Origin of the sequence: Paraburkholderia solisilvae (assembly GCF_902859875.1) — a bacterium.
Taxonomy (GTDB): Bacteria; Pseudomonadota; Gammaproteobacteria; order Burkholderiales; family Burkholderiaceae; genus Paraburkholderia; species Paraburkholderia solisilvae.
The window spans coordinates 19308-39278 of the sequence record NZ_CADIKF010000003.1 but is presented as its reverse complement, the minus strand read 5'-3'; the positions used below and the strand labels follow the sequence as shown (position 1 = coordinate 39278).

Annotated in this window: 21 protein-coding genes; 9 read left to right on the top strand and 12 right to left on the bottom strand. The window is 64.6% G+C overall.

Translation table 11 applies throughout. From position 1 onward, the window contains the following. Window positions 1-110 precede the first annotated feature (110 nt). Both HV675_RS02910 and HV675_RS02905 read right to left on the bottom strand, forming a co-directional pair. Entirely contained in the window at window positions 111-281 is a 171-nt protein-coding gene (locus HV675_RS02910) for a hypothetical protein (protein WP_175109262.1), read from the bottom strand. 154 nt (window positions 282-435) lie between these two features. Next, complete coding sequence (locus tag HV675_RS02905) at window positions 436-639, bottom strand: hypothetical protein (RefSeq protein ID WP_175109261.1); 204 nt, start codon at window positions 637-639, stop codon at window positions 436-438. 216 nt (window positions 640-855) lie between these two features. On the opposite strand from HV675_RS02905, the gene HV675_RS02900 reads away from it, so the two are divergent. Next, a complete protein-coding gene (locus tag HV675_RS02900) occupies window positions 856-1128 on the top strand; it encodes a BrnT family toxin (protein ID WP_377700515.1) in 273 nt (90 codons plus the stop codon). Further along, window positions 1088-1372: a BrnA antitoxin family protein gene (locus HV675_RS02895; RefSeq protein ID WP_175109260.1), complete on the top strand. Its 285-nt coding sequence runs from the start codon at window positions 1088-1090 to the stop codon at window positions 1370-1372. Before HV675_RS02900 ends, HV675_RS02895 begins: the two co-directional genes overlap by 41 nt. An 82-nt stretch (window positions 1373-1454) precedes the next feature. Here HV675_RS02895 and HV675_RS02890 read toward each other — a convergent pair whose 3' ends face one another. From HV675_RS02890 to upp, 10 genes are all read right to left on the bottom strand, one after another. Continuing rightward, entirely contained in the window at window positions 1455-3518 is a 2064-nt protein-coding gene (locus tag HV675_RS02890; protein WP_175109259.1) for an acyltransferase family protein, read from the bottom strand. A gap of 148 nt (window positions 3519-3666) precedes the next feature. Then, entirely contained in the window at window positions 3667-5136 is a 1470-nt protein-coding gene (gene rng / locus HV675_RS02885; protein ID WP_175109258.1) for a ribonuclease G, read from the bottom strand. A gap of 9 nt (window positions 5137-5145) precedes the next feature. Then, window positions 5146-5775 (bottom strand): Maf family protein, encoded by a 630-nt coding sequence (locus tag HV675_RS02880; RefSeq protein ID WP_175109257.1) that lies wholly within the window; start codon window positions 5773-5775, stop codon window positions 5146-5148. 368 nt (window positions 5776-6143) lie between these two features. Continuing rightward, window positions 6144-6614 carry a 23S rRNA (pseudouridine(1915)-N(3))-methyltransferase RlmH gene (rlmH, locus tag HV675_RS02875; protein ID WP_175109256.1) on the bottom strand — a complete coding sequence of 157 codons (471 nt, stop codon included), beginning with the start codon at window positions 6612-6614 and terminating at the stop codon, window positions 6144-6146. A 127-nt stretch (window positions 6615-6741) separates the two neighbouring features. After that, a complete protein-coding gene (rsfS, locus tag HV675_RS02870; protein WP_175109255.1) occupies window positions 6742-7206 on the bottom strand; it encodes a ribosome silencing factor in 465 nt (154 codons plus the stop codon). Between the two features lie 2 nt (window positions 7207-7208). Further along, window positions 7209-8078: a nicotinate-nucleotide adenylyltransferase gene (locus tag HV675_RS02865; protein WP_377700531.1), complete on the bottom strand. Its 870-nt coding sequence runs from the start codon at window positions 8076-8078 to the stop codon at window positions 7209-7211. Window positions 8079-8172: 94 nt separating this feature from the next. Further along, complete coding sequence (gene hemF / locus HV675_RS02860; protein WP_175109254.1) at window positions 8173-9096, bottom strand: oxygen-dependent coproporphyrinogen oxidase; 924 nt, start codon at window positions 9094-9096, stop codon at window positions 8173-8175. A gap of 476 nt (window positions 9097-9572) precedes the next feature. Further along, on the bottom strand, window positions 9573-10847 hold the full coding sequence (gene purD, locus HV675_RS02855) for a phosphoribosylamine--glycine ligase (protein WP_175109253.1): 1275 nt from the start codon (window positions 10845-10847) through the stop codon (window positions 9573-9575). 169 nt (window positions 10848-11016) lie between these two features. After that, a complete protein-coding gene (locus tag HV675_RS02850; RefSeq protein ID WP_175109252.1) occupies window positions 11017-11745 on the bottom strand; it encodes a YebC/PmpR family DNA-binding transcriptional regulator in 729 nt (242 codons plus the stop codon). A 515-nt stretch (window positions 11746-12260) separates the two neighbouring features. Continuing rightward, the gene (gene upp / locus HV675_RS02845) at window positions 12261-12911 is read right to left on the bottom strand and encodes a uracil phosphoribosyltransferase (protein WP_175109251.1); all 651 of its coding nucleotides are present in this window, start codon (window positions 12909-12911) and stop codon (window positions 12261-12263) included. Window positions 12912-13293: 382 nt separating this feature from the next. On the opposite strand from upp, the gene HV675_RS02840 reads away from it, so the two are divergent. The 7 genes from HV675_RS02840 (at window position 13294) to kdpB (ending at window position 19971) form a co-directional block, all read left to right on the top strand. Next, the gene (locus HV675_RS02840) at window positions 13294-14088 is read left to right on the top strand and encodes an SDR family oxidoreductase (protein WP_175109250.1); all 795 of its coding nucleotides are present in this window, start codon (window positions 13294-13296) and stop codon (window positions 14086-14088) included. 94 nt (window positions 14089-14182) lie between these two features. Continuing rightward, window positions 14183-14572 carry a methylglyoxal synthase gene (locus HV675_RS02835; protein WP_175109249.1) on the top strand — a complete coding sequence of 130 codons (390 nt, stop codon included), beginning with the start codon at window positions 14183-14185 and terminating at the stop codon, window positions 14570-14572. A gap of 21 nt (window positions 14573-14593) precedes the next feature. Then, on the top strand, window positions 14594-15568 hold the full coding sequence (locus tag HV675_RS02830; protein WP_175109248.1) for a quinone oxidoreductase family protein: 975 nt from the start codon (window positions 14594-14596) through the stop codon (window positions 15566-15568). A gap of 277 nt (window positions 15569-15845) precedes the next feature. Next, complete coding sequence (locus HV675_RS32350) at window positions 15846-15959, top strand: potassium ABC transporter ATPase (RefSeq protein ID WP_075157633.1); 114 nt, start codon at window positions 15846-15848, stop codon at window positions 15957-15959. Further along, on the top strand, window positions 15956-16048 hold the full coding sequence (gene kdpF / locus HV675_RS02825; RefSeq protein WP_175109247.1) for a K(+)-transporting ATPase subunit F: 93 nt from the start codon (window positions 15956-15958) through the stop codon (window positions 16046-16048). Before HV675_RS32350 ends, kdpF begins: the two co-directional genes overlap by 4 nt. Continuing rightward, on the top strand, window positions 16045-17850 hold the full coding sequence (gene kdpA, locus HV675_RS02820; RefSeq protein WP_175109246.1) for a potassium-transporting ATPase subunit KdpA: 1806 nt from the start codon (window positions 16045-16047) through the stop codon (window positions 17848-17850). The genes kdpF and kdpA overlap by 4 nt, the downstream gene beginning before the upstream one ends. A gap of 36 nt (window positions 17851-17886) precedes the next feature. Further along, the gene (gene kdpB / locus HV675_RS02815; RefSeq protein WP_175109245.1) at window positions 17887-19971 is read left to right on the top strand and encodes a potassium-transporting ATPase subunit KdpB; all 2085 of its coding nucleotides are present in this window, start codon (window positions 17887-17889) and stop codon (window positions 19969-19971) included.

The following is a 19971-nucleotide window of genomic DNA, read 5'->3' as shown; positions in this document are numbered from 1 at the left end:
GCGGGCCTATTGCCCGCATCGCGGACGGCGGCATCGGCTTGACGGATTGACGCCGCTGCGGCGTCTCGATGCGCGTGACGACGTCCGCGGCGCCTGCGCCGTGCGCGCGGCTAATGCCGATGCCGCAAGCGCTCCCAGAGAGGGCGGCGCTCGAGGCGGCCGTCCGTATGACCGGCCGTCCTGCCGCGATGCAATTCGCGCTTGAACTGATGGGTGAGAAGAATGGCCGCGAAAGCGATCAGCGCTACTGCTATCACGACGCTTACCATTGATTCAGCCATGGCAGCCTCCGTTTCGTTTCCAACCTCGTAACGAAAAGTCTAGGTGATTCGCACGTCACGCGTGCGGGTGCCGCTGTCGCCGTCGGCGCTCATCAAATGTAACGTCTTGTAACGTCTACAAAAGCGCGTAACAAAATTTCGCGGTTTTGCGCGTTCAGCGACGGCGCTCGTCGGCGAGCAACGCCTCGAGTCCGAACAGCCATGCAATGCCGAGCGTGAAGAAGCCGATGGGGGTCGCTTCCCGCGCGGCGTCGCCGGCCTCGCTGGCGGGCGGCGCAAATGGACCGAATGCAGGGCCGCCGTAGGCCGGAGCCTGAGTGGGGGAATCGTCGGTGATTTCGATACGGTCGGCAGGCATGGCGGTTATCCGGCGGGGTGTGTGGTAAGCCGATACAGCAAACCCCGTGCCATTGCGTCAAACCCTTGCCCGGCCTGGTTATGCGGTAATCGAGACCGATTTCCCTATGCCATCTGGACGAGGCGGAAATCGCATTTGTCGCAGCTACAATTAGTGCTTGCAATACGCCACTTCTTGTAGCTACAATTTATGCACATGCACGTTACCTGCGACCCATTGAAGAACGAGAGCAATCTCGCCAAACACGGTGTCGATTTATCGTCAGCCGCGTATCTCGACTGGTCGGAGGTCATGGCTCATGTCGACACGCGTCGCGATTACCGCGAGGTCCGGGAAATCGGCTTTGGGGTAATCGACGAGCGTCTTTTCTGTGTCGTGTTCACGCAGCGTGGCGACACGATGCATATCATCAGCCTGCGTAAGGCGAACCACCGGGAGGTGAGGGACTATGTCGAGCAAACCCAGAATCGTCATGCCGACTCCGGATGAGGACGAGGCGATCAACCGCGGCATCGCGGCGGACCCGGATACCTTCGAGGTTCCGACCGAGGCGTTCAAGCGCATGAAGCCGGTGGGAGCCCGTGGCCGGCCGCGTCTCGAGTCGCCGAAAATCCTCGTGTCCATCCGCTATGACGCGGATGTGATCGAACGCTTTCGCGCGACCGGGGAAGGCTGGCAAACGCGGATGAATGACGCGTTGCGTGAATGGTTGAACGAGCATCAGCGGACGTAGCGGTTGGCCACGCATGCGCTCGTTGTTACGCCCGTTGTTGTGCCCGTTGTTGTGCCCGTTGTTGTGCCCATTGTTGCGCCCGTTAGTTCGGCGCTGCCGCGCCGGCTAGCGATGAGCGATGCGCAGTGCCATTCAGCAGACGCGATTTGAACGCGCTCACCGCGAGCGTCGAGCCAAATTTCGACAGATGATAGCCATCCGAATAAAGGACGCGCCCGTCGCGGAATGCATAGCACCGTCTGCCATCGCACAATGCGTCGAACGGGTTCAGGAAAATCACGTTCGGGCGGCTTTCAGCGTACTTATTCAGAAACGCGTTCACTTCGTTGCTGGGATTGTCGACCTTGTTTGTCGACAGGATGTTTTCGCAATCGATCTTGATGTACTTCGGCCGCATAAAGCATCCGGCGGCATCCGCCGCGCCGGCGCCGGGCACGTCGCCTACGATGACCAGCCGTCTGTTGCCGATTGCCGCGCGTAGCGCATCGAGATGCGGTGCAAGCCGCCGCAGCGCCGCCTGCATGCCGTCACCCTGAGCCAGAGGCTTTCCGCTATCTGCAAGCGCGGCCCGATCGATCTGAAATATCCACGACTCGCCAAGCACGACGAGTGCGTTCGGGTTTCGACCGATCTCGGCGAGACCTGCGTCGAGGGTGGCTTTGCAACTGGTGTTCCAGTCGTGCCCCGCGGTCAGCCGGGTCATCCCAGGCAGGATCAGGCAGCTGTCCGTGCTGAAGAAGATCGACTTCCTGAGCGGATCGGCGATCTGCTCCTTCAGGCCGGTCTTGTAGTGGCTTGCATGACTGTCGCCAAGCACGACGATGTCTGCTGGCGAGCCGGGGCTTGCGTCAATCCACGCGGTCGGCTCGGTGAAGCCGGCGCCGCCCCACTGGTCGGCATGGAACTGCTTCGAGTTGCCGAACTGGGCCGCGAGTTCGGGCGGCATGGGCGCGATGCGCCACGGCAAGCCGTCGTTGGCCCAGACGGTCGAAGCGAGCAGCGATATGCCAAGCAGCAGAGATGAGCAGGTGAAGCCGACGCCCGCTCGCGATAGCCGGACAGGCCTTCCCGATCGGCCGCGAAAGGGCGTTTCGACGAACCTGTACAGCAGATAACCGATTGCGATTGATGCGACGACTAGCGCGGCGCGCTCGGCCGGCGAAATGGGCGTCACGTGCCAGTATTTGTAGAAAACGAGCATTGGCCAATGCACGAGGTACACCGAGTAGCTGATCTTGCCGATGAACACGGCGAGCGTGTTGCGTACGGCAAGCCCGGCTACCGGCGCATCGACGGCAAGGATGATCAGTGCCGCGCCGATGCAGGGTATCAGCGCGTGGTAGGACGGAAACACGGTCGTCTCGTTGAATCGATAAACCGCATAGGCAATCAACGCCAGGCCGGCAAGCATGGTCAGTTCGAGCGCCGCGCGCGGCAGTTTCAGCGATGGCCGGATCCAGACCATCGCGGCACCGATCGCAAATTCGAAGAGCCGGAACGGCGTGAGGAAGAAGAGGGTCGATGCGCCGTCGCCGAAACGCGCTTTGAGCCATGAGTGCCCGTCGAGCAGACGGGTGTCGAACCCGTTTTGCATGCGTATGTTCAGCCACAGGCTGCCCGCTGCGATCAGCAGCATGAAGAGCCATAGGCCCCGTTTGCCCGTCTTGCGGAATATCAGATAAATGGCGGCCGGCCAGATCAGATAAAACTGTTCTTCCACGCTGAGCGACCAGGTATGCAGCAGCGGCTTGAAGTCCGCGACGGTGTTGAAGTAGCCGCTTTCGCTCCAGAAGAACACATTCGAAAGCGATACGAGCGCGTACATCAGTTCACCGCCAAACCGCTGGAAATGTTGCGCGGTAAATAGCAGGAATGCGAGAACGAAGCACGCAACGAAGGTGACGAAGAGGGCTGGGAAAAGCCGCCGGGCGCGCCGCACGTAAAAGTCGGCGAAGTCGAAGCGCCCGGTCGATTCGACTTCGCGCACGATAAGCCCGGTAATCAGGAAGCCGCTGATCACGAAGAACACGTCGACGCCGACAAAGCCGCCGGCAAAAGCGGCGAACCCCGAGTGGAACAGCACCACCGTCATGACGGCGATTGCGCGCAAGCCATCAACGCCCGGAATGTATGGCGTGGGGAGCATTCGTCGAACCTATGCCGCAGTCAGTCGATTCTGACGAGCATACGATGGTCCGACCGTGAATGCGTAGGAGAGATGTAAGAAAAAGAAACACACCTTGTAGGACAAGGCGCGGGGTACGCATTCGATCTGAATCGCTGCGGACAGGTCGCTACATCAAAACAATGTCGTACTGCTCCTGACTCAGATTCGATTCCACCTGCAACGACACCGGCTTGCCGATAAAGTCCATCAGCATCGCCAGGTGCTGTGACTCTTCCTCGAGGAACAGGTCGATCACCTGCTGCGATGCGACCACGCGAAACTCGCGCGGGTTGAACTGGCGCGACTCGCGCAGAATTTCGCGCAGCACGTCGTAGCACACGGTGCGCGCGGTCTTCACCTGGCCTTTGCCCTGGCAGACCGGGCACGGCTCGCACAGCACATGCGCAAGCGATTCGCGCGTGCGCTTGCGGGTCATTTCAACCAGACCCAACTGCGAAAAGCCGTTCACGGTGACACGCGTGCGGTCGCGCGCCAGCGCCTTTTTCAGTTCGGACAGCACCTGGTCGCGATGCTCGACGTTTTCCATATCGATGAAGTCGATAATGATCACGCCGCCCAGGTTGCGCAGCCGCAATTGCCGCGCGATCGTATGCGCGGCTTCGAGGTTGGTCTTGAAGATCGTATCGTCGAAATTGCGCGCGCCGACATAGCCGCCGGTATTCACGTCGATGGTCGTCATCGCCTCGGTCTGGTCGATCACCAGATACCCGCCTGACTTCAGATCGACCCGTCTCGACAGCGCGCGCTGAATTTCAGTCTCGATGTTGTACAGATCGAAAAGCGGACGCTCGCCGGCGTAGTGGTGCAGTTTCGCAAGCACCGCCGGCGTGAACTCGGTCGCGAAATCCGACAGCATCTGGAATGTCTCGCGCGAGTCGACCTGAATGCGCGTCGTGTCGTCGTTGACGAAATCGCGCAGCACGCGTTGCGCGAGGTTCAGGTCCTGATACAGCAGGCTGGTCGGCGGCAGCCGCTGCGATTGCGACTGGATGGTCGTCCACGTCTTGCGCAGATACGTGACATCCGCCGCGAGTTCGTCGCTGGTCGCATCTTCGGCAATGGTGCGCACAATGTAGCCGCCTTTCTCGTCGACCGGCAGCACCGACGTGAGCCGCGCGCGGATCGCCTCGCGATCGGCTTCGCTCTCGATTTTCTGCGAGATGCCGATATGCGGTTCCTGCGGCAGATAGACGAGCGTGCGCCCGGCAATGCTGACTTGCGTGGAGAGGCGCGCGCCCTTCGTGCCGATCGGATCCTTCACGACCTGCACCATCAGCGTCTGGCCTTCGAATACGATTTTTTCGATCGGCTGATGCGGCGTATTTTGCTGCGGTTCACCGGCGATGCGCGGATGCCAGATATCTGCCACGTGCAGGAACGCGGCGCGCTCGAGGCCGATATCGATAAACGCCGACTGCATGCCCGGCAGCACACGCACGACCTTGCCGAGATACACATTGCCGACCCGCCCGCGCGACAGCGTGCGTTCGACGTGAAGCTCCTGTACGGCGCCTTGCTGGACCAACGCGACACGCGTCTCCTGCGGCGTGACGTTGATCAGGATTTCTTCGTTCATGGTGTTGTTCTAGAAGTCGATGCGCGCCGCGCGCAGCAACGCGGCGGTCTCAAAGAGCGGCAAACCCATGATACCCGAATAGGACCCGTCGATACGTTCGATGAATTCGGCGGCGCGCCCCTGCACGCCGTACGCGCCGGCCTTGCCGAGCGGCTCGCCGCTCGCCGCGTAGCGCACGAGCGCATCGCGCGCGAGCGCCGCGAAGCGCACCCGCGACGTGGACAGGACCGCGGGCAACGGCGCGCCCGTCGCGTCGACCACCGCGACCGCGGTCAGCACTTCGTGGTCGCGGCCGGCAAGGCGCGTCAGCATCTCGACCGCGTCGTCGGTATCGCGCGGCTTGCCGAGAATCGCGTCGTCGATCGTGACGGTTGTATCGGCAACCAGAATCGGTGCGGCGGCGCGGCCGCTTGTGTCGAGCCGTGCACGTGCCGCTTGCGCTTTCAGCACGCACACGCGCATCACGTAGTCGTGTGCGCGTTCGCCGGGCAACTCGGCTTCGAGCGCTTCGGCGTCTTCGTCGGGGCGCGGCAGCAGCAGTTCGAAACGCACGCCGAGCTGTTGCAGCAACGCCTGCCGGCGCGGGCTTTGCGAAGCGAGATAAACGAACGGATATGAAACGTTAGACGACGTCGGCATGAACGGATCCTGGCAAGCGGGTTGAAACGGTCGACTGCGGTGCGCGCGTCGTGGCCTCGCGACGCGACGGGCCGACGGCAGGATGGCTCGCCGGCGGCCCGTCGCGCCGTGCCGTGTCGCGCGGGTCGGGCGCCACGCCGGCGGGTCGCGGCGGTAACGCATTAGAGCAGATGCGGCGCCGATCCGTTGCGGCCGGCGGCTCGCCCCGGAGAGGGCAGCGCGAGCCGCGCGTGATGAGGGTGCCGGAAGTGCCGGAAGTGCCGGAACGCCGACAATCTGCGCGCGGCCCGATTCCCCGAACGGCGCATGCCGCGCCGCGGCGGCGGCCGGCGAGCCGCATCGCGCCCCCGTCTGAAGGCCGCCGTTGTTTACGCCCGGTGGTACGGATGATTCTGCGTAATGGTCCACGCGCGATACAACTGTTCGGCGAGCAGCACGCGCACCATCGCGTGCGGCAAGGTCAGGCTCGACAACCGCAACAGCAGATCGGCCCGTGCCTTCAGCGCGGGGTCGAGACCGTCTGCGCCGCCGATCAGGAATGCGACGTCGCGGCCGTCCTGTTGCCAGTCCGGCAGTGCGGCGGCGAGCTGCATCGTGGTCCAGTCCTTGCCGCGCTCGTCGAGCGCGACGATGCGCGCGTGCTTCGGCAGCGCCGCTTCGATGCGCTGTCGCTCAGCGGCCATTACGCTGTCGGCCGGGCGGCCCGACGAGCGTTGCTCCGGTTTGATTTCGCGCAGCTCGATGCGCAGTTCGGGCGGCATCCGCTTCGCGTACTCGTCGAAGCCGGCGGCGATCCAGTCGGGCATCTTGTGGCCGACGGCGAGGATGTGCAGTTTCATCGGCAGGGGGAAGGGCGACGCGTGGCGCGCGTGTGCGTTAACCGCGCGATCCGCGTGATCGGTGCAATGATCGGTGCAATGATCGGTGCAATGAGCGGTGCAATGAGCGGCGCAATGAGCAGCACCCTCAGCGGCGACGCGCCGGCGCCCGGCGTGCGGGCCGCGCGACCCCCTCGTCGGGCGCGTCTTCGTCCTCGTCGAGCGGCTCGCTGGCGCGCGCGCCGCTGAACGGACCAAACGCGCCCGACTTGGCCAGTTTGATGCGCACCGGCTTGTCGCCCCAGATTTCTTCGAGGTTGTAGTACTGACGCAGCGCCGGCTGCAGGATATGCACGACCGCGTCGCCGCAGTCGACCAGCACCCATTCGCCGATGTCCTCGCCTTCGGTGCTGATGATATCGCCGCCTGCTTCCTTCACCTTCTCGCGCACGCTGGACGCGAGCGCCTTCGTCTGCCGGTTCGACGTGCCGCTCGCGATGATCACGCGGTCGAACAGCTCGGTCAGGTGGCTGGTGTTGAAGACCTTGATGTCTTGTGCCTTGATGTCCTCGAGCGCGTCGACGATCGTGCGTTGCAGCTTGCGTATATCCATTTTTACGATTGGTAGAGGTGATGTTGAACAATATAGTCCCACACCGCGGCGGGAACCTGATTTTCCGGTCCGGCGCCGTGCGCGGCGTTGGGGGTTGTGTCGTCGCGCGGGCCGTCGGTGGTGTCGTTCGTTGCGCCGCCGGTTGCGGGACGCTTGCGCGTGTAGTTTGCCGATGTGTGCGCAGGTGCCGGGACGCCCGGCACTTTGCGGCGCGCATCGAGCCGCTCGCGCAACTGCGCGCGGATGTCGGTTGCCGACACGTCGAACGCGAGCGTCGTATCGATCAGCAAGCGGCCTGCCGGCGTCGCGCGCAGCACGTCGGCGTCGGCGGCGCGTGCGGCGATCGCCGCGGCGACCGCGCGCGGCGCGGACGCTGGATCGAAACCCGGCCGCGTCGCCGCGCAGATATGCGCATAGTCGAACAGGTGCTCCCAGTCGTGCCACGTATCGAGGCGCACCAGCTGGTCCGCGCCGATCAGCAGCGACAACGACGTCTGCGGGCCTGCGCGTTCGCGCCAGCGGCGCAGTGTATCGACCGTATAGGTCGGGCCGTCGTGTTCGATTTCGTCGGTGGCGACGGAGATCGCGACCCCCGGCAAATGCAGCGCGCCGGCGGCGGCGCGCGTCATTGCGAGGCGATGCGGCGCCGCCGAGACGCCGGCCTTCTGCCACGGCTGGCCGGCCGGCAGCAGCACGAGTTCGGTGAGCTGCAGTACGTCCGCGAAGCGTCGCGCCAGCGCGAGGTGACCGTTGTGGATCGGGTCGAACGTGCCGCCGAGCAGCCCGATGCGGCGCGGCAACGGCGTTGCCGGCGGCGTCGACACGGCCGGCGCAACGCAAGCGTCCGGTGCGTCCGGCGCGGATACAGACAGGGCGGGATGAGCGAGCGGATTCAGCGCGGATTCCTCCGTGATCGGGTGGCGGACCGGCTGGCCGGCACGCTGCGCGCGGCGTCGCCCGTTGCGTTCAGACCCATTCGCGCGGTACGAGGAAGTCGGTCGCGAGGCGCGCCTCGGGCGTGCCCGGTTCCGGCTGCCAGTCGTAGCGCCAGTTCGCGACCGGCGGCATCGACATCAGGATCGACTCGGTGCGCCCGCCGCTTTGCAGCCCGAACAGTGTGCCACGGTCGAACACCAGATTGAACTCGACATAGCGGCCGCGCCGGTATGCCTGGAACGCGCGCTCCGCGTCGCCATACGGATGCGCGCGGCGTTTCTCGACGATCGGCAGATACGCGCCCAGAAATGCGTCGCCGACGCTTTTCATCATCGCGAACGACTGCTCGAAGCCCGGCTCCGCATAATCGTCGAAGAAGATGCCGCCGATGCCGCGCGCTTCGTTGCGGTGTTTCAGGAAGAAGTAGTCGTCGCACCAGCGCTTGAAGCGCGGATACAGATCCGCGCCGAACGGCTGCAGCGCATCGCGGCACACGCGGTGAAAATGCTGCGCGTCTTCTTCAAAACCATAGTACGGCGTGAGGTCCATGCCGCCGCCGAACCAGAATACCGGCGCTTCGCCTTCCTTCGTCGCGACCAGCATGCGCACATTCATATGCACGGTCGGGCAGTACGGGTTGTGCGGATGCAGCACCAGCGACACGCCGGCTGCCTCGAAGCCGCGTCCGGCCAGTTGCGGTCGCAGCGCACTCGCGGAAGCGGGCAGCGCGTCACCGGCGACGTCCGAAAAGCCGATGCCCGCGCGCTCGAAAAAACGGCCGCCCTCGAGGATGCGCGTGCAACCGCCGCCGCGCAGCTTGCCGCCCGCCGCGCGCTGCCAGTTGTCGGCGGCGAACGGCGTGCCGTCGAATTGGCCGAGCGTATCGGCGATGCGGGTTTGCAGGTCTTGCAGCCAGGCGCGCACGGCCACTGCGTCGAAAGTCGTATCTGTCATCGGTTTGTGGGGCACCGCGCGTGATCCGGGCCGCGGCGGAAGGGTTCGTCAAAAGGAAAAACGTGAGGCAACGCAGGGAAACCCCGGCAGCACCGTGGATGCACCCATCGTGCATCAGCCACCAGCGGACAGACGGGGTACAGATCGCGGCCCCGTTCGCCGTCGGACTGAGCGCAGTTTAGCGCCCCAGCGGCGCCGGAGATGCGCAAAGCGGTCAAGAGCGTGACCAGAACGCATCCGGATGTAGCAGCGGGCCGCGTACGGGAGGCCGCGGGGGCATGGGCGCAGTCGTGCTCCGCTGGTCGATCCGTTCGCTGCCCGGTGCCGCCGGCGGGGTGAGGGTTGCCTGCTGGGTTGCCTACCGGGTTGCCGGAGCGCGCCCGTTCTGCGTGGTCATTGCCCGGTTCCGGCTGCTACAACTGCTATTGCTGCTACCGCTGCTTTTGCCGGTTACGGCCTCGCTGCATCGCCATCAATCAGTGCTTGCGATTCACCGCGCGATAGCCGATATCGCGCCGGTATTGCATGCCGTCGAACGAAATCTGGTTGATCGCTTCATACGCGACCGACTGCGCGCTGCGCACCGAATCGGCCAGTCCGACCACGCACAGCACGCGACCGCCGGAGGTGGTCAGCTTGCCGTTCGCGAGCGTCGTGCCGGCGTGGAACGTCACCGCATCGGCGGTTTCGGCCGGAATGCCGTTGATCCGGTCGCCCTTGCGCGGCGTGTCCGGATACTGGTGCGCGGCGAGCACCACGCCGAGCGCGGTGCGGCGGTCCCATTCCAGTTCGACGGTGTCGAGCGTGCCGGCGATGGCCTGCTCGACGACCTTCGAAAAGTCGCCTTTCAGGCGCGCCATGATCGGCTGCGTTTCCGGGTCGCCCATCCGGCAGTTGAATTCGAGCGTCTTCGGGTTGCCCTGCGTGTCGATCATCAGGCCCGCGTACAGGAAGCCGGTGAAGCGGATGCCTTCCTTTTCCATGCCGCGCACGGTCGGCAGGATGATTTCGCGCATCACGCGCGCGTGCAGTTGCGGCGTGACGATCGGTGCGGGCGAGTACGCGCCCATGCCGCCGGTGTTCGGGCCCGCGTCGCCGTCGCACAGGCGCTTGTGATCCTGGCTCGACGCGAGCGGCAGCACATGCTTGCCGTCGACCATCACGATAAAACTCGCTTCCTCGCCGGCCAGAAACTCTTCGATCACGACGCGCGCGCCGGCGTCGCCGAGCTTGTTGCCGGACAGCATCATATCGACGGCCGCGTGCGCTTCTTCGAGCGTTTGCGCGACAACCACGCCTTTGCCGGCCGCGAGACCGTCGGCCTTGATCACGATCGGCGCGCCTTGCGCGTCGATATACGCGTGCGCGGCGGCGGTGTCGGAGAAGGTTTCGTAGTTGGCGGTCGGGATGGCGTGGCGCTTCATGAACGCCTTGGCGAAATCTTTCGAGCTTTCGAGCTGCGCGGCCTCGCGCGACGGTCCGAAGATTTTCAGGCCGCGCGAGCGGAACAGATTGACGATGCCGGCCGCGAGCGGCTGTTCAGGCCCGACCAGCGTGAAGGCGACCTGTTCCTGCTCCGCGAAGTCCGCGAGCGCGTTCAGATCGACGATATCGATATTGCGCAGACGCTCGTCCTGCGCGGTGCCGCCATTGCCCGGCGCGACATAGACCAGCTGGACCCGCGGCGACTGCGCGAGCTTCCACGCCAGCGCATGTTCGCGACCGCCGGAACCGACGACGAGTAACTTCATGAGATTCCCCGAATGCCAAAAACCGTAAATAGGTGCAAGGTTCGCACAACTCGCCGCGAACGCCTGTGACGCAGGCAACACATATTGCGTACCTGAAAGATGGCGTGCGCGACGCGCAACGTGCCACGCCAGCCCGCGCGGGGCGGCCCCGCGCGGCGCCCGGCGGCCGTCACTCGTCGACGATCGCCGCGTTGGTGTACACCTCTTGCACGTCGTCCAGATTCTCCAGCGCGTCGAGGAGTTTCTGCATTTTTGCCGCGTCGTCGCCGGTGAACTCGACTTCCGTTTGCGGCTTCATCGTGACTTCGGCCAGTTCGGCCTTGAAGCCCGCGGCTTCGAGCGCGGCTTTCACCTTCGGGAAATCGTTCGGCGGGCACAGCACTTCGATGCTGCCGTCGTCGTGAGTCACCACGTCGTCGGCGCCCGCTTCGAGCGCCGCTTCCATCAGCTTGTCTTCCGGCGTGCCCGGTGCGAACAGGAACTGGCCGACGTGATCGAACATGAACGACACCGAGCCGTCGGTGCCCATGTTGCCGCCGAACTTCGAGAACGCGTGCCGTACTTCGGCGACCGTGCGCGTGCGGTTGTCGGTCATCGTATCCACGATGATTGCCGCGCCGCCGATGCCGTAGCCCTCGTAGCGGATTTCCTCGTAGTTCGCACCGTCGACGCCGCCGACGCCGCGCTGGATCGCGCGGTTGATGTTGTCCTTCGGCATGTTGGCGTCGTACGCCTTGTCGACGGCGAGCCGCAGACGCGGGTTCGAGTCGATATCTCCGCCGCCCATGCGCGCGGCAACCTGAATTTCCTTGATGAGCCGCGTCCAGACCTTGCCTCTTTTGGCATCGGCTGCTGCTTTCTTATGCTTGATGTTGGCCCATTTCGAATGACCCGCCATACTTTTCTCCAGCGCGCGCGCCAGCGGGGCGCACGCATGTGCAATTGTCGTCGCGTGATTGTTGTGCAATGTGGGGCGCGTTTCGCGAGGGCGCGCCTGAATATCCGAGTGTCCGATTCCGATTGTCCGATGCGTCGCACCTTGCATGCGCCGTGCAGGCGACCGGACGCCGCTCGCGGCGGCAGAAGCGCACCGCCGGTGAGCGCGGGATGCGCGAGGTGATTCAGGCAAGGTGAACCGCTCGATGAGCGGGGTGTGATTTTAACATGCCGCCGATGCGCGGCCGATGCGTGTTGCAGGCCGCACGGCGGCAAAGCGCCGTGCGGCGGACGATTCCGGCAGGGTTGACGTAGGTTGGCAGGACGGCAAGACGGCAAGCGACGCGGCAAGGCAGCAGGCAGCAGGCAGCAGGCAGCAGGCAGCAGGCAGCAGGCAGCAGGCAGCAGGCAGCAGGCAGCAGGCAGCAGGCAGCAGGCAGCAGGCAGCAGGCAGCAGGCAGACTCGCGGACGCCCCGTTAGTTCTTTGTGCCGAACAGACGGTCGCCGGCGTCGCCGAGGCCCGGAATGATGTAGGCGTGCTCGTCCAGATGCGAATCGAGCGACGCGACATAGAGCTTCACGTCCGGATGCGCATCGTGAAACACCTTGACCCCTTCCGGCGCGGCGACGAGCGCGAGAAAGGAAATGTTTGCGCCGGCCACGCCGCGGCGCTTGAGCACGTCGACTGCGTGGACCGCCGAGTAGCCGGTCGCGACCATCGGGTCGCACAGAATGAAGTTGCGGTCTTCGAGGTCGGGCAGCCGCACCAGATATTCGACCGGACGATGATCCACATCGCGGTACACGCCGATATGGCCGACGCGCGCCGACGGAATCAGCTCCATCAGCCCGTCTGACATGCCGACGCCCGCGCGCAGCACAGGCACGATCGCAAGCTTCTTGCCGGCGATCACCGGCGCGTCGATCTCGACGAGCGGCGTCGTGACGCGGCGCGTGGTCATCGGCAGATTGCGGGTGATCTCGTAGCCCATCAGCAGCGTGATCTCGCGCAGCAGCTCGCGGAATGTGCGTGTCGACGTCTCGCGGTCGCGCATATGCGTGAGCTTGTGCTGGATCAGCGGGTGATCGAGGATGAAGAGATTCGGAAAACGGCTGTCCTGGGTCATGGCGTGGCGCGAAGCGAAGGATTGGAACGGCGGACCGGACCGCCGGCGCGCCACACAGCCGCAAGTTTACCGAAAGTATCGCCCGATGAAACACACGATTTTTGGCGAATCAGGCCAATGTGCGCAACGCCGTGTCGATTCTTCTAGAATCGGGGGCAGTTGCCGAAGGCGACGATCGACGCCGGCCGTGGGGCACGCCTTGTCAGGCTAACCCGATCGGGCAAACCCACCGGGCGCATTCATCGGGCGAAGCCGTCGAGGCAAACCCGTCGAGGCGAAGAACCCTGTCGGGCTAACTCATCGGGCAAACCCCATCGGCGCAAACCCCATCATGCAAACCGGGTCGGGGTCACTAAAAACACACCAATCAGGAGACACTCACATGGATCTGGGAATCGCAGGGCGTACCGCGCTCGTCTGCGCGGCGAGCAAGGGCTTGGGCCGCGGCTGCGCCGAGGCGCTCGCGGCCGCAGGCGTGCATGTCGTGATCCTCGCGCGCACCGCGGCCACGCTGGAGGCGACGGCCGCCGGAATGCGCACGCAAATCATCGCCGCGCAGAGCGAGGCGACCGTGAAAACCGTCGCCTGCGACATCACGACGCCCGAAGGCCGCGCGGCCGCGCTCGCCGTGTGTGCGCAGCCGGATATCCTCGTCACCAATGCGGGCGGCCCGCCGCCGGGCGACTTTCGCAGCTTCACGCACGACGACTGGATCCGCGCGCTCGAAGGGAACATGCTGACGCCGATCGAACTGATGCGTGCAACCATCGACGGGATGATCTCGCGCGGCTTCGGACGCGTGGTGAATATTACGAGTTCGTCGGTCAAGGCGCCGATCGACGCACTCGGCCTTTCGAACGGCGCACGCTCGGGCCTGACCGGCTTTGTCGCGGGCGTTGCGCGCAAGGTCGCGCCGCATGGCGTGACGATCAACAATCTGCTGCCCGGCGCCTTCGATACGGAACGCATCGCCGCAACGCTGGCCGGCACCGCGCAGGCGCAGAACATCTCGTTCGAAGAAGCGCGCAAGCGGCGCGAAGCGGGCATTCCCGCGCGCCGCTTCGGCACGCCGGAAGAATTCGGCCAGGCCTGCGCGTTCCTGTGCAGCGTGCATGCGGGGTATATCACCGGGCAGAATCTGCTGATCGACGGCGGCGCCTATCCGGGTACGTATTGATAATGAACGGTCACAAGCATTCACAAGCGCAGTCACCAGCGCAGTCACGAGCGCAGACCCAAGCAGCCAGCAACAAACACGGGGATTCGACACAATGGCAACACGCATCGCGCTGATCGCGCATGATCACAAGAAAGACGACATCGTCAAACTGGCCGGCGAATACGCCGGCACGTTGAAGCGATGTGAACTGATCGCGACCGGCACGACCGGTGCGCGTCTGACGGCGGCGCACGGACTGCCGGTCGAACGGATGCTGTCCGGTCCGAACGGCGGCGATTTGCAGATCGGTGCGCAGCTGGCTGAAGGCCGGGTCGATATGGTGATCTTTCTGCGCGACCCGATGACGCCGCAGCCGCACGAACCGGACATCAACGCGCTGGTGCGCGCGTGCGATGTCCACAATGTACCGTGCGCGACGAACATTTCGACGGCGCGCATGATTCTCGATGGTCTGACGCTGCGCATCGCGCAGCGCGTCTGAACGAACTGGAGAACCGCAACGATGGTCAAGGCAATACGATTCGACAAGACAGGCGGCCCCGACGTCATGAAGTGGGTCGATGTCGAGGTGGGCGAGCCCGGCGCGGGCGAGATCCGCATCAGGCAGCACGCGGTCGGCCTCAACTATATCGACGTGTATTTCCGCAACGGCCTGTATCCGCTGCCGCTGCCGGGCGGCCTCGGCATGGAGGCGGCCGGCGAAGTGGTCGCGGTCGGCGCCGGCGTGACGGCGCTCAAGGCGGGCGATCGCGTCGCGTATGCGGCGCGTCCGCCGGGCGCGTATGCGCAGGAGCGCGTGATGCCCGCCGCGCAGGTCGTGAAGCTGCCCGATGCGATCGGCTACGAGGAAGCCGCGTCGGTGATGCTGCAGGGCCTGACCGCGCAGTATCTGTTGCGCCGCACGTATCGCGTGAAGCCGGGCGATACGATCCTGATCCAGGCGGCCGCGGGCGGCGTCGGCCTCCTTGTGTGCCAGTGGGCGAAGGCGCTCGGCGCGACGGTGATCGGCACGGTCGGCTCGGATGAAAAAGCGGAAATCGCGCGGGCGCACGGCTGCGATCATCCGATCGTCTATACGCGCGAGAACTTTACGAAACGCGTGCGCGAGATTACCAACGGCGCGGGCGTGCCGGTGGTCTACGACTCGATCGGCAAGGACACGTTTACCGGCTCGCTCGATTGCCTGGCGCCGCTCGGCCTGTTCGTCACGTTCGGCAGTTCGTCGGGGCCGCTGCCGCTGATCGATTCGTCCGAGCTGGCCGCGCGCGGCTCGCTGTTCTTCACGCGGCCGACGGTGTTCAGCTATATCGGCAAGCGCGCCGACCTCGAAGCGATGTCGGCGGAACTGTTCGACGTGCTGGTGTCGGGCAAGGTGAAAACCAGCGTCAACCAGCGCTATGCGCTTGCCGATGTCGCGCGGGCGCATGAAGCGCTCGAAGCGCGGCGCACGACCGGCTCGACGATTCTTCTGCCTTAAGAGAACGACCCAAGAGAACGACCCAAGAGAACGACTCGGGCATCACCCGGAGCACAACCCGCACACGACCTTAACCCGAACCTTTTTACCTCGTCCCATGCGGCGCGGCCTGGCATCCCCGCCAGGCCGCGCCGCTGCGCTTCCGGAGCCGTTTCGCCTGCGTGTGGAACGGCTTTTTGTTTACGCCTTTTTTATACGGCTCGAACAATCTTTGACCAGGCCTTTATCTGAATCGGCATAACGTTCCGCATCCATAGCCAACAATGGGGAACATGAAATGGATGTGCTGTATGTCGGGGGCCTCGTGGTCATCACGGTGCTCACCTTCGGGCTCGTCGCCGGCTGCTCGAAGCTGATGCAATTCCGGCGGGGACAGGGAGCGCGCTCATGAACTGGATCCTCTGGCTATCCGGCGCCGTGACGGCGCTGCTCTTCGTTTATCTGGTCTATGCGCTGCTGCGCGCGGAGGACATTGAATGAACGCCAACAATGTCTTGCAGGTGACGCTTTTCATCGTCGTCCTGCTTGTGCTTTCCGTGCCGCTCGCGCGTTATCTCACCAACGTGATGGACGGCAGTTCGCGCGTCGTGCGCTGGTTCGGCCCGCTCGAAAAGCTGTTGTACCGCATCGCGGGTGTCGACCCGTCGGCCGAAATGGGCTGGAAGCAATACACGATCGTCACGCTCGCGTTCAATGTGATCGGGCTCGCGTTCCTGTATCTGATCCTGCGCATCCAGGGCGTGCTGCCGGGCAATCCGCAGCAACTGGGCGCGATGACGCCGGATGGCGCGTTCGACACCGCGATCAGCTTTGTCAGCAATACGAACTGGCAAGACTATTCGGGTGAGCAGACGGTCAGCTATCTGACGCAGATGCTCGGCTTCACCGTGCAGAACTTTCTGTCGGCAGCCACCGGCATCGTCGTCGTGATCGCGCTGATTCGCGGCTTCGCACGGCACTCCGCGAAGACGATCGGCAACTTCTGGGTCGACATCACGCGCGTGACGCTGTACGTGCTGCTGCCGCTGTCTGTCGTGGTGGCCGCGATCTTCATGAGCCAGGGCGTGATCCAGAACTTCAAGGCCTATGAAGACGTGCCGACCTTGCAAACCACCACCTATGCGGCGCCGAAGCTCGATGCGCAAGGCAATCCGGTGAAGGATGCAAAGGGCAACCCGGTGACGGTCGACACGCCGGTCGCGAAGCAGACGCTCGCGATGGGCCCGGTCGCTTCGCAGGAATCGATCAAGATGCTCGGCACCAACGGCGGCGGCTTCTTCAATGCGAACTCCGCGCATCCGTTCGAAAACCCGACGCCTTTCGCGAACTTCGTGCAGCTGATTTCGATGCTGATCATTCCGGCCGCACTGTGTCTCGTGTTCGGCAGGATGATCGCGGACCGCCGCCAGGGCATCGCGCTGCTCGCCTTCATGACGATCTGCTTTGCCGCGTGCGTGGCTTTCGAAATCGGCTCGGAACAGGCCGGCAACCCGGCGTTCACCGCGCTGCATGTCGACCAGCAAGCGAGCGCGCTGCAGCCGGGCGGCAATATGGAAGGCAAGGAAACGCGCTTCGGCATCGCACAGTCCGGCATCTTCACGGTATCGACCACCGCGGCGTCGTGCGGCGCGGTCGACAACGCGCATGACTCGCTGACGCCGATCGGCGGTCTCGTGCCGATGCTGTTGATGCAACTCGGCGAAGTGATTTTCGGCGGCGTCGGCTCGGGTCTTTATGGCGCGCTCGCGTTTGCCTTGCTCGCGGTGTTCGTCGCCGGCCTGATGATCGGCCGCACGCCCGAATACGTCGGCAAGAAAATCGAAGCGTACGAGATGAAGATGGTGTCGATCGTGATCCTGCTGACGCCGCTGCTGGTGCTGCTCGGCACCTCGGTCGGCGTGCTCACGGATGCGGGCAAGGCCGGCATCATGAACCCCGGTCCGCATGGCTTCTCGGAAATCCTCTACGCGTTCAGCTCGGCCGCGAACAACAACGGCAGCGCGTTCGGCGGCCTGACGGTGAGCACGCCGTTCTACAACGTGATGCTTGGCATCGCGATGTGGTTCGGCCGCTTCGGCTCGCTGATCGCGGTGCTCGCGATCGCCGGCTCGCTTGCGGAGAAGAAGCGTCTCGCCGTGACGGGCGGCACGCTGCCGACGCATGGGTCGCTGTTCGTGGTGCTGCTGATCGGCACCGTGCTGCTGGTCGGCGCACTGACTTACGTGCCGGCACTCGCGCTCGGTCCCGGCGTCGAGCAGCTGATGATGGTCATTGGCCATTGATGACAGCGCTCACGCCACAGAATATTCGAGGAACACATGACTGACCATTCTGCATCCCGGTCCATGTTCGATCCGGCGCTGATTCGCCCGGCGATCGTGGACTCCTTCAAGAAACTGACGCCGCGCACGCAGTTCCGCAACCCGGTGATGTTCTGCGTGTACGTCGGCAGCATCCTGACCACCGTTCTTTGGGTGGCCGCGCTCGCCGGGCAGGCCGAGGCGCCGGCGGGCTTCATTCTCGCGGTGTCGCTGTGGTTGTGGTTCACGGTGCTCTTCGCGAACTTCGCGGAGGCGCTCGCCGAAGGCCGTTCGAAGGCCCAGGCCGCGTCGCTGCGCAGCGCGAAGAAAGACGTGATGGCCAAGAAGCTGAACGAGCCGCATCCGAAGTCGCCGATCCGCATCATGACCGCGTCCGACCTGCGCCGCGGCGACGTGGTGCTGGTCGAAACCGGCGACACGATTCCGGCCGACGGCGAAGTGATCGAGGGCGTCGCATCGGTCGACGAGTCGGCGATTACCGGCGAATCGGCGCCGGTGATCCGCGAGTCGGGCGGCGATTTTTCGTCGGTGACCGGCGGCACGCGCGTACTGTCGGACTGGATCGTCGTGCGCGTCACGGCGAACCCGGGCGAAGCGTTCCTCGACCGGATGATCGCGATGGTCGAAGGCGCGAAGCGTCAGAAGACGCCGAACGAAATCGCGCTGACCATTCTGCTCGTCGCACTGTCGATCGTGCTGCTGCTCGCCACTGCCACGCTGCTGCCGTTCTCGATATTCGCCGTCGACGCGGTGAAGGCGGGCCACGTGGTGACGATTACCGCACTCGTCGCGCTGCTCGTCTGCCTGATTCCGACCACGATCGGCGGTTTGCTGTCCGCGATCGGCGTGGCCGGCATGAGCCGCATGATGCAGGCGAACGTGATCGCCACGTCCGGCCGCGCGGTCGAAGCGGCCGGCGACGTCGACGTGCTGCTGCTCGACAAGACCGGCACGATCACGCTCGGCAACCGCCAGGCGTCGGCCTTCGTGCCGGCGCCGGGCGTGGCCGAAGAAGCGCTCGCGGATGCGGCGCAACTCGCGTCGCTGTCCGACGAAACGCCGGAAGGCCGCAGCATCGTCGTGCTCGCGAAGCAGCGCTTCAATATTCGCCAGCGCGATATGGCGGTGCTGCATCCGACCTTCCTCGCGTTCAGCGCGCAGACGCGCATGAGTGGCGTCGACCTCACGGAGCGTGAGATCCGCAAGGGCGCGGCCGATGCGGTGAAGGCCTATGTCGAAGCGCGCGGCGGCCGTTTCCCGGCGGAAGTGCAGAACGTCGTGAACGAAGTCGCGCGGCGCGGCAGCACGCCGCTCGTGGTCGCCGAAAAGGGCGAGCAGGGCGCGCGCGTGCTCGGCGTGATCGAGCTGAAGGACGTCGTGAAGGGCGGCATCAAGGAGCGCTTCGCCGAACTGCGCAAGATGGGTATCAAGACCGTGATGGTGACCGGCGACAACCGGCTCACCGCCGCGGCGATCGCAGCCGAAGCGGGCGTCGACGACTTCCTCGCGGAAGCGACGCCGGAAGCGAAGCTTGCGACCATCCGCGCGCACCAGGCCGAAGGGCGGCTCGTCGCGATGACCGGCGACGGCACCAACGACGCACCGGCGCTTGCGCAGGCCGACGTTGCCGTCGCGATGAACACCGGTACGCAAGCGGCGAAGGAAGCGGGCAACATGGTCGACCTCGACTCGAACCCGACCAAGCTCATTGAGATTGTCGAGATCGGCAAGCAGATGCTGATGACGCGCGGCTCGCTCACCACGTTCTCGATTGCGAACGATGTTGCGAAGTACTTCGCAATTATCCCGGCGGCGTTCGCATCGACGTACCCGCAACTGCGCGTGCTCGATGTGATGCATCTGACGACACCGGCGTCGGCGATTCTGTCGGCGGTGATTTTCAACGCAATCATCATCGTGATGCTGATTCCGCTCGCGTTGAAGGGCGTCAAGTACCGGCCGATCGGCGCCGCATCGCTGCTGCGTCGCAACCTGCTGATCTACGGGCTCGGCGGCATCATCCTGCCGTTCCCGTGCATCAAGCTGATCGACATGGTGATCGCCGCGTTTGGCTGGGCCTGA

Excerpts from the sequence above, each read along its gene's own strand:
- HV675_RS02910 (WP_175109262.1), bottom strand. The coding sequence starts at position 281 with ATGGCTGAATCAATGGTAAGCGTCGTGATAGCAGTAGCGCTGATCGCT.
- HV675_RS02905 (WP_175109261.1), bottom strand. The coding sequence starts at position 639 with ATGCCTGCCGACCGTATCGAAATCACCGACGATTCCCCCACTCAGGCT.
- HV675_RS02895 (WP_175109260.1), top strand. The coding sequence starts at position 1,088 with ATGTCGAGCAAACCCAGAATCGTCATGCCGACTCCGGATGAGGACGAG.
- HV675_RS02890 (WP_175109259.1), bottom strand. The coding sequence starts at position 3,518 with ATGCTCCCCACGCCATACATTCCGGGCGTTGATGGCTTGCGCGCAATC.
- rng (WP_175109258.1), bottom strand. The coding sequence starts at position 5,136 with ATGAACGAAGAAATCCTGATCAACGTCACGCCGCAGGAGACGCGTGTC.
- HV675_RS02880 (WP_175109257.1), bottom strand. The coding sequence starts at position 5,775 with ATGCCGACGTCGTCTAACGTTTCATATCCGTTCGTTTATCTCGCTTCG.
- rlmH (WP_175109256.1), bottom strand. The coding sequence starts at position 6,614 with ATGAAACTGCACATCCTCGCCGTCGGCCACAAGATGCCCGACTGGATC.
- rsfS (WP_175109255.1), bottom strand. The coding sequence starts at position 7,206 with ATGGATATACGCAAGCTGCAACGCACGATCGTCGACGCGCTCGAGGAC.
- hemF (WP_175109254.1), bottom strand. The coding sequence starts at position 9,096 with ATGACAGATACGACTTTCGACGCAGTGGCCGTGCGCGCCTGGCTGCAA.
- purD (WP_175109253.1), bottom strand. The coding sequence starts at position 10,847 with ATGAAGTTACTCGTCGTCGGTTCCGGCGGTCGCGAACATGCGCTGGCG.
- HV675_RS02850 (WP_175109252.1), bottom strand. The coding sequence starts at position 11,745 with ATGGCGGGTCATTCGAAATGGGCCAACATCAAGCATAAGAAAGCAGCA.
- upp (WP_175109251.1), bottom strand. The coding sequence starts at position 12,911 with ATGACCCAGGACAGCCGTTTTCCGAATCTCTTCATCCTCGATCACCCG.
- HV675_RS02840 (WP_175109250.1), top strand. The coding sequence starts at position 13,294 with ATGGATCTGGGAATCGCAGGGCGTACCGCGCTCGTCTGCGCGGCGAGC.
- HV675_RS02835 (WP_175109249.1), top strand. The coding sequence starts at position 14,183 with ATGGCAACACGCATCGCGCTGATCGCGCATGATCACAAGAAAGACGAC.
- HV675_RS02830 (WP_175109248.1), top strand. The coding sequence starts at position 14,594 with ATGGTCAAGGCAATACGATTCGACAAGACAGGCGGCCCCGACGTCATG.
- HV675_RS32350 (WP_075157633.1), top strand. The coding sequence starts at position 15,846 with ATGGATGTGCTGTATGTCGGGGGCCTCGTGGTCATCACGGTGCTCACC.
- kdpF (WP_175109247.1), top strand. The coding sequence starts at position 15,956 with ATGAACTGGATCCTCTGGCTATCCGGCGCCGTGACGGCGCTGCTCTTC.
- kdpA (WP_175109246.1), top strand. The coding sequence starts at position 16,045 with ATGAACGCCAACAATGTCTTGCAGGTGACGCTTTTCATCGTCGTCCTG.
- kdpB (WP_175109245.1), top strand. The coding sequence starts at position 17,887 with ATGACTGACCATTCTGCATCCCGGTCCATGTTCGATCCGGCGCTGATT.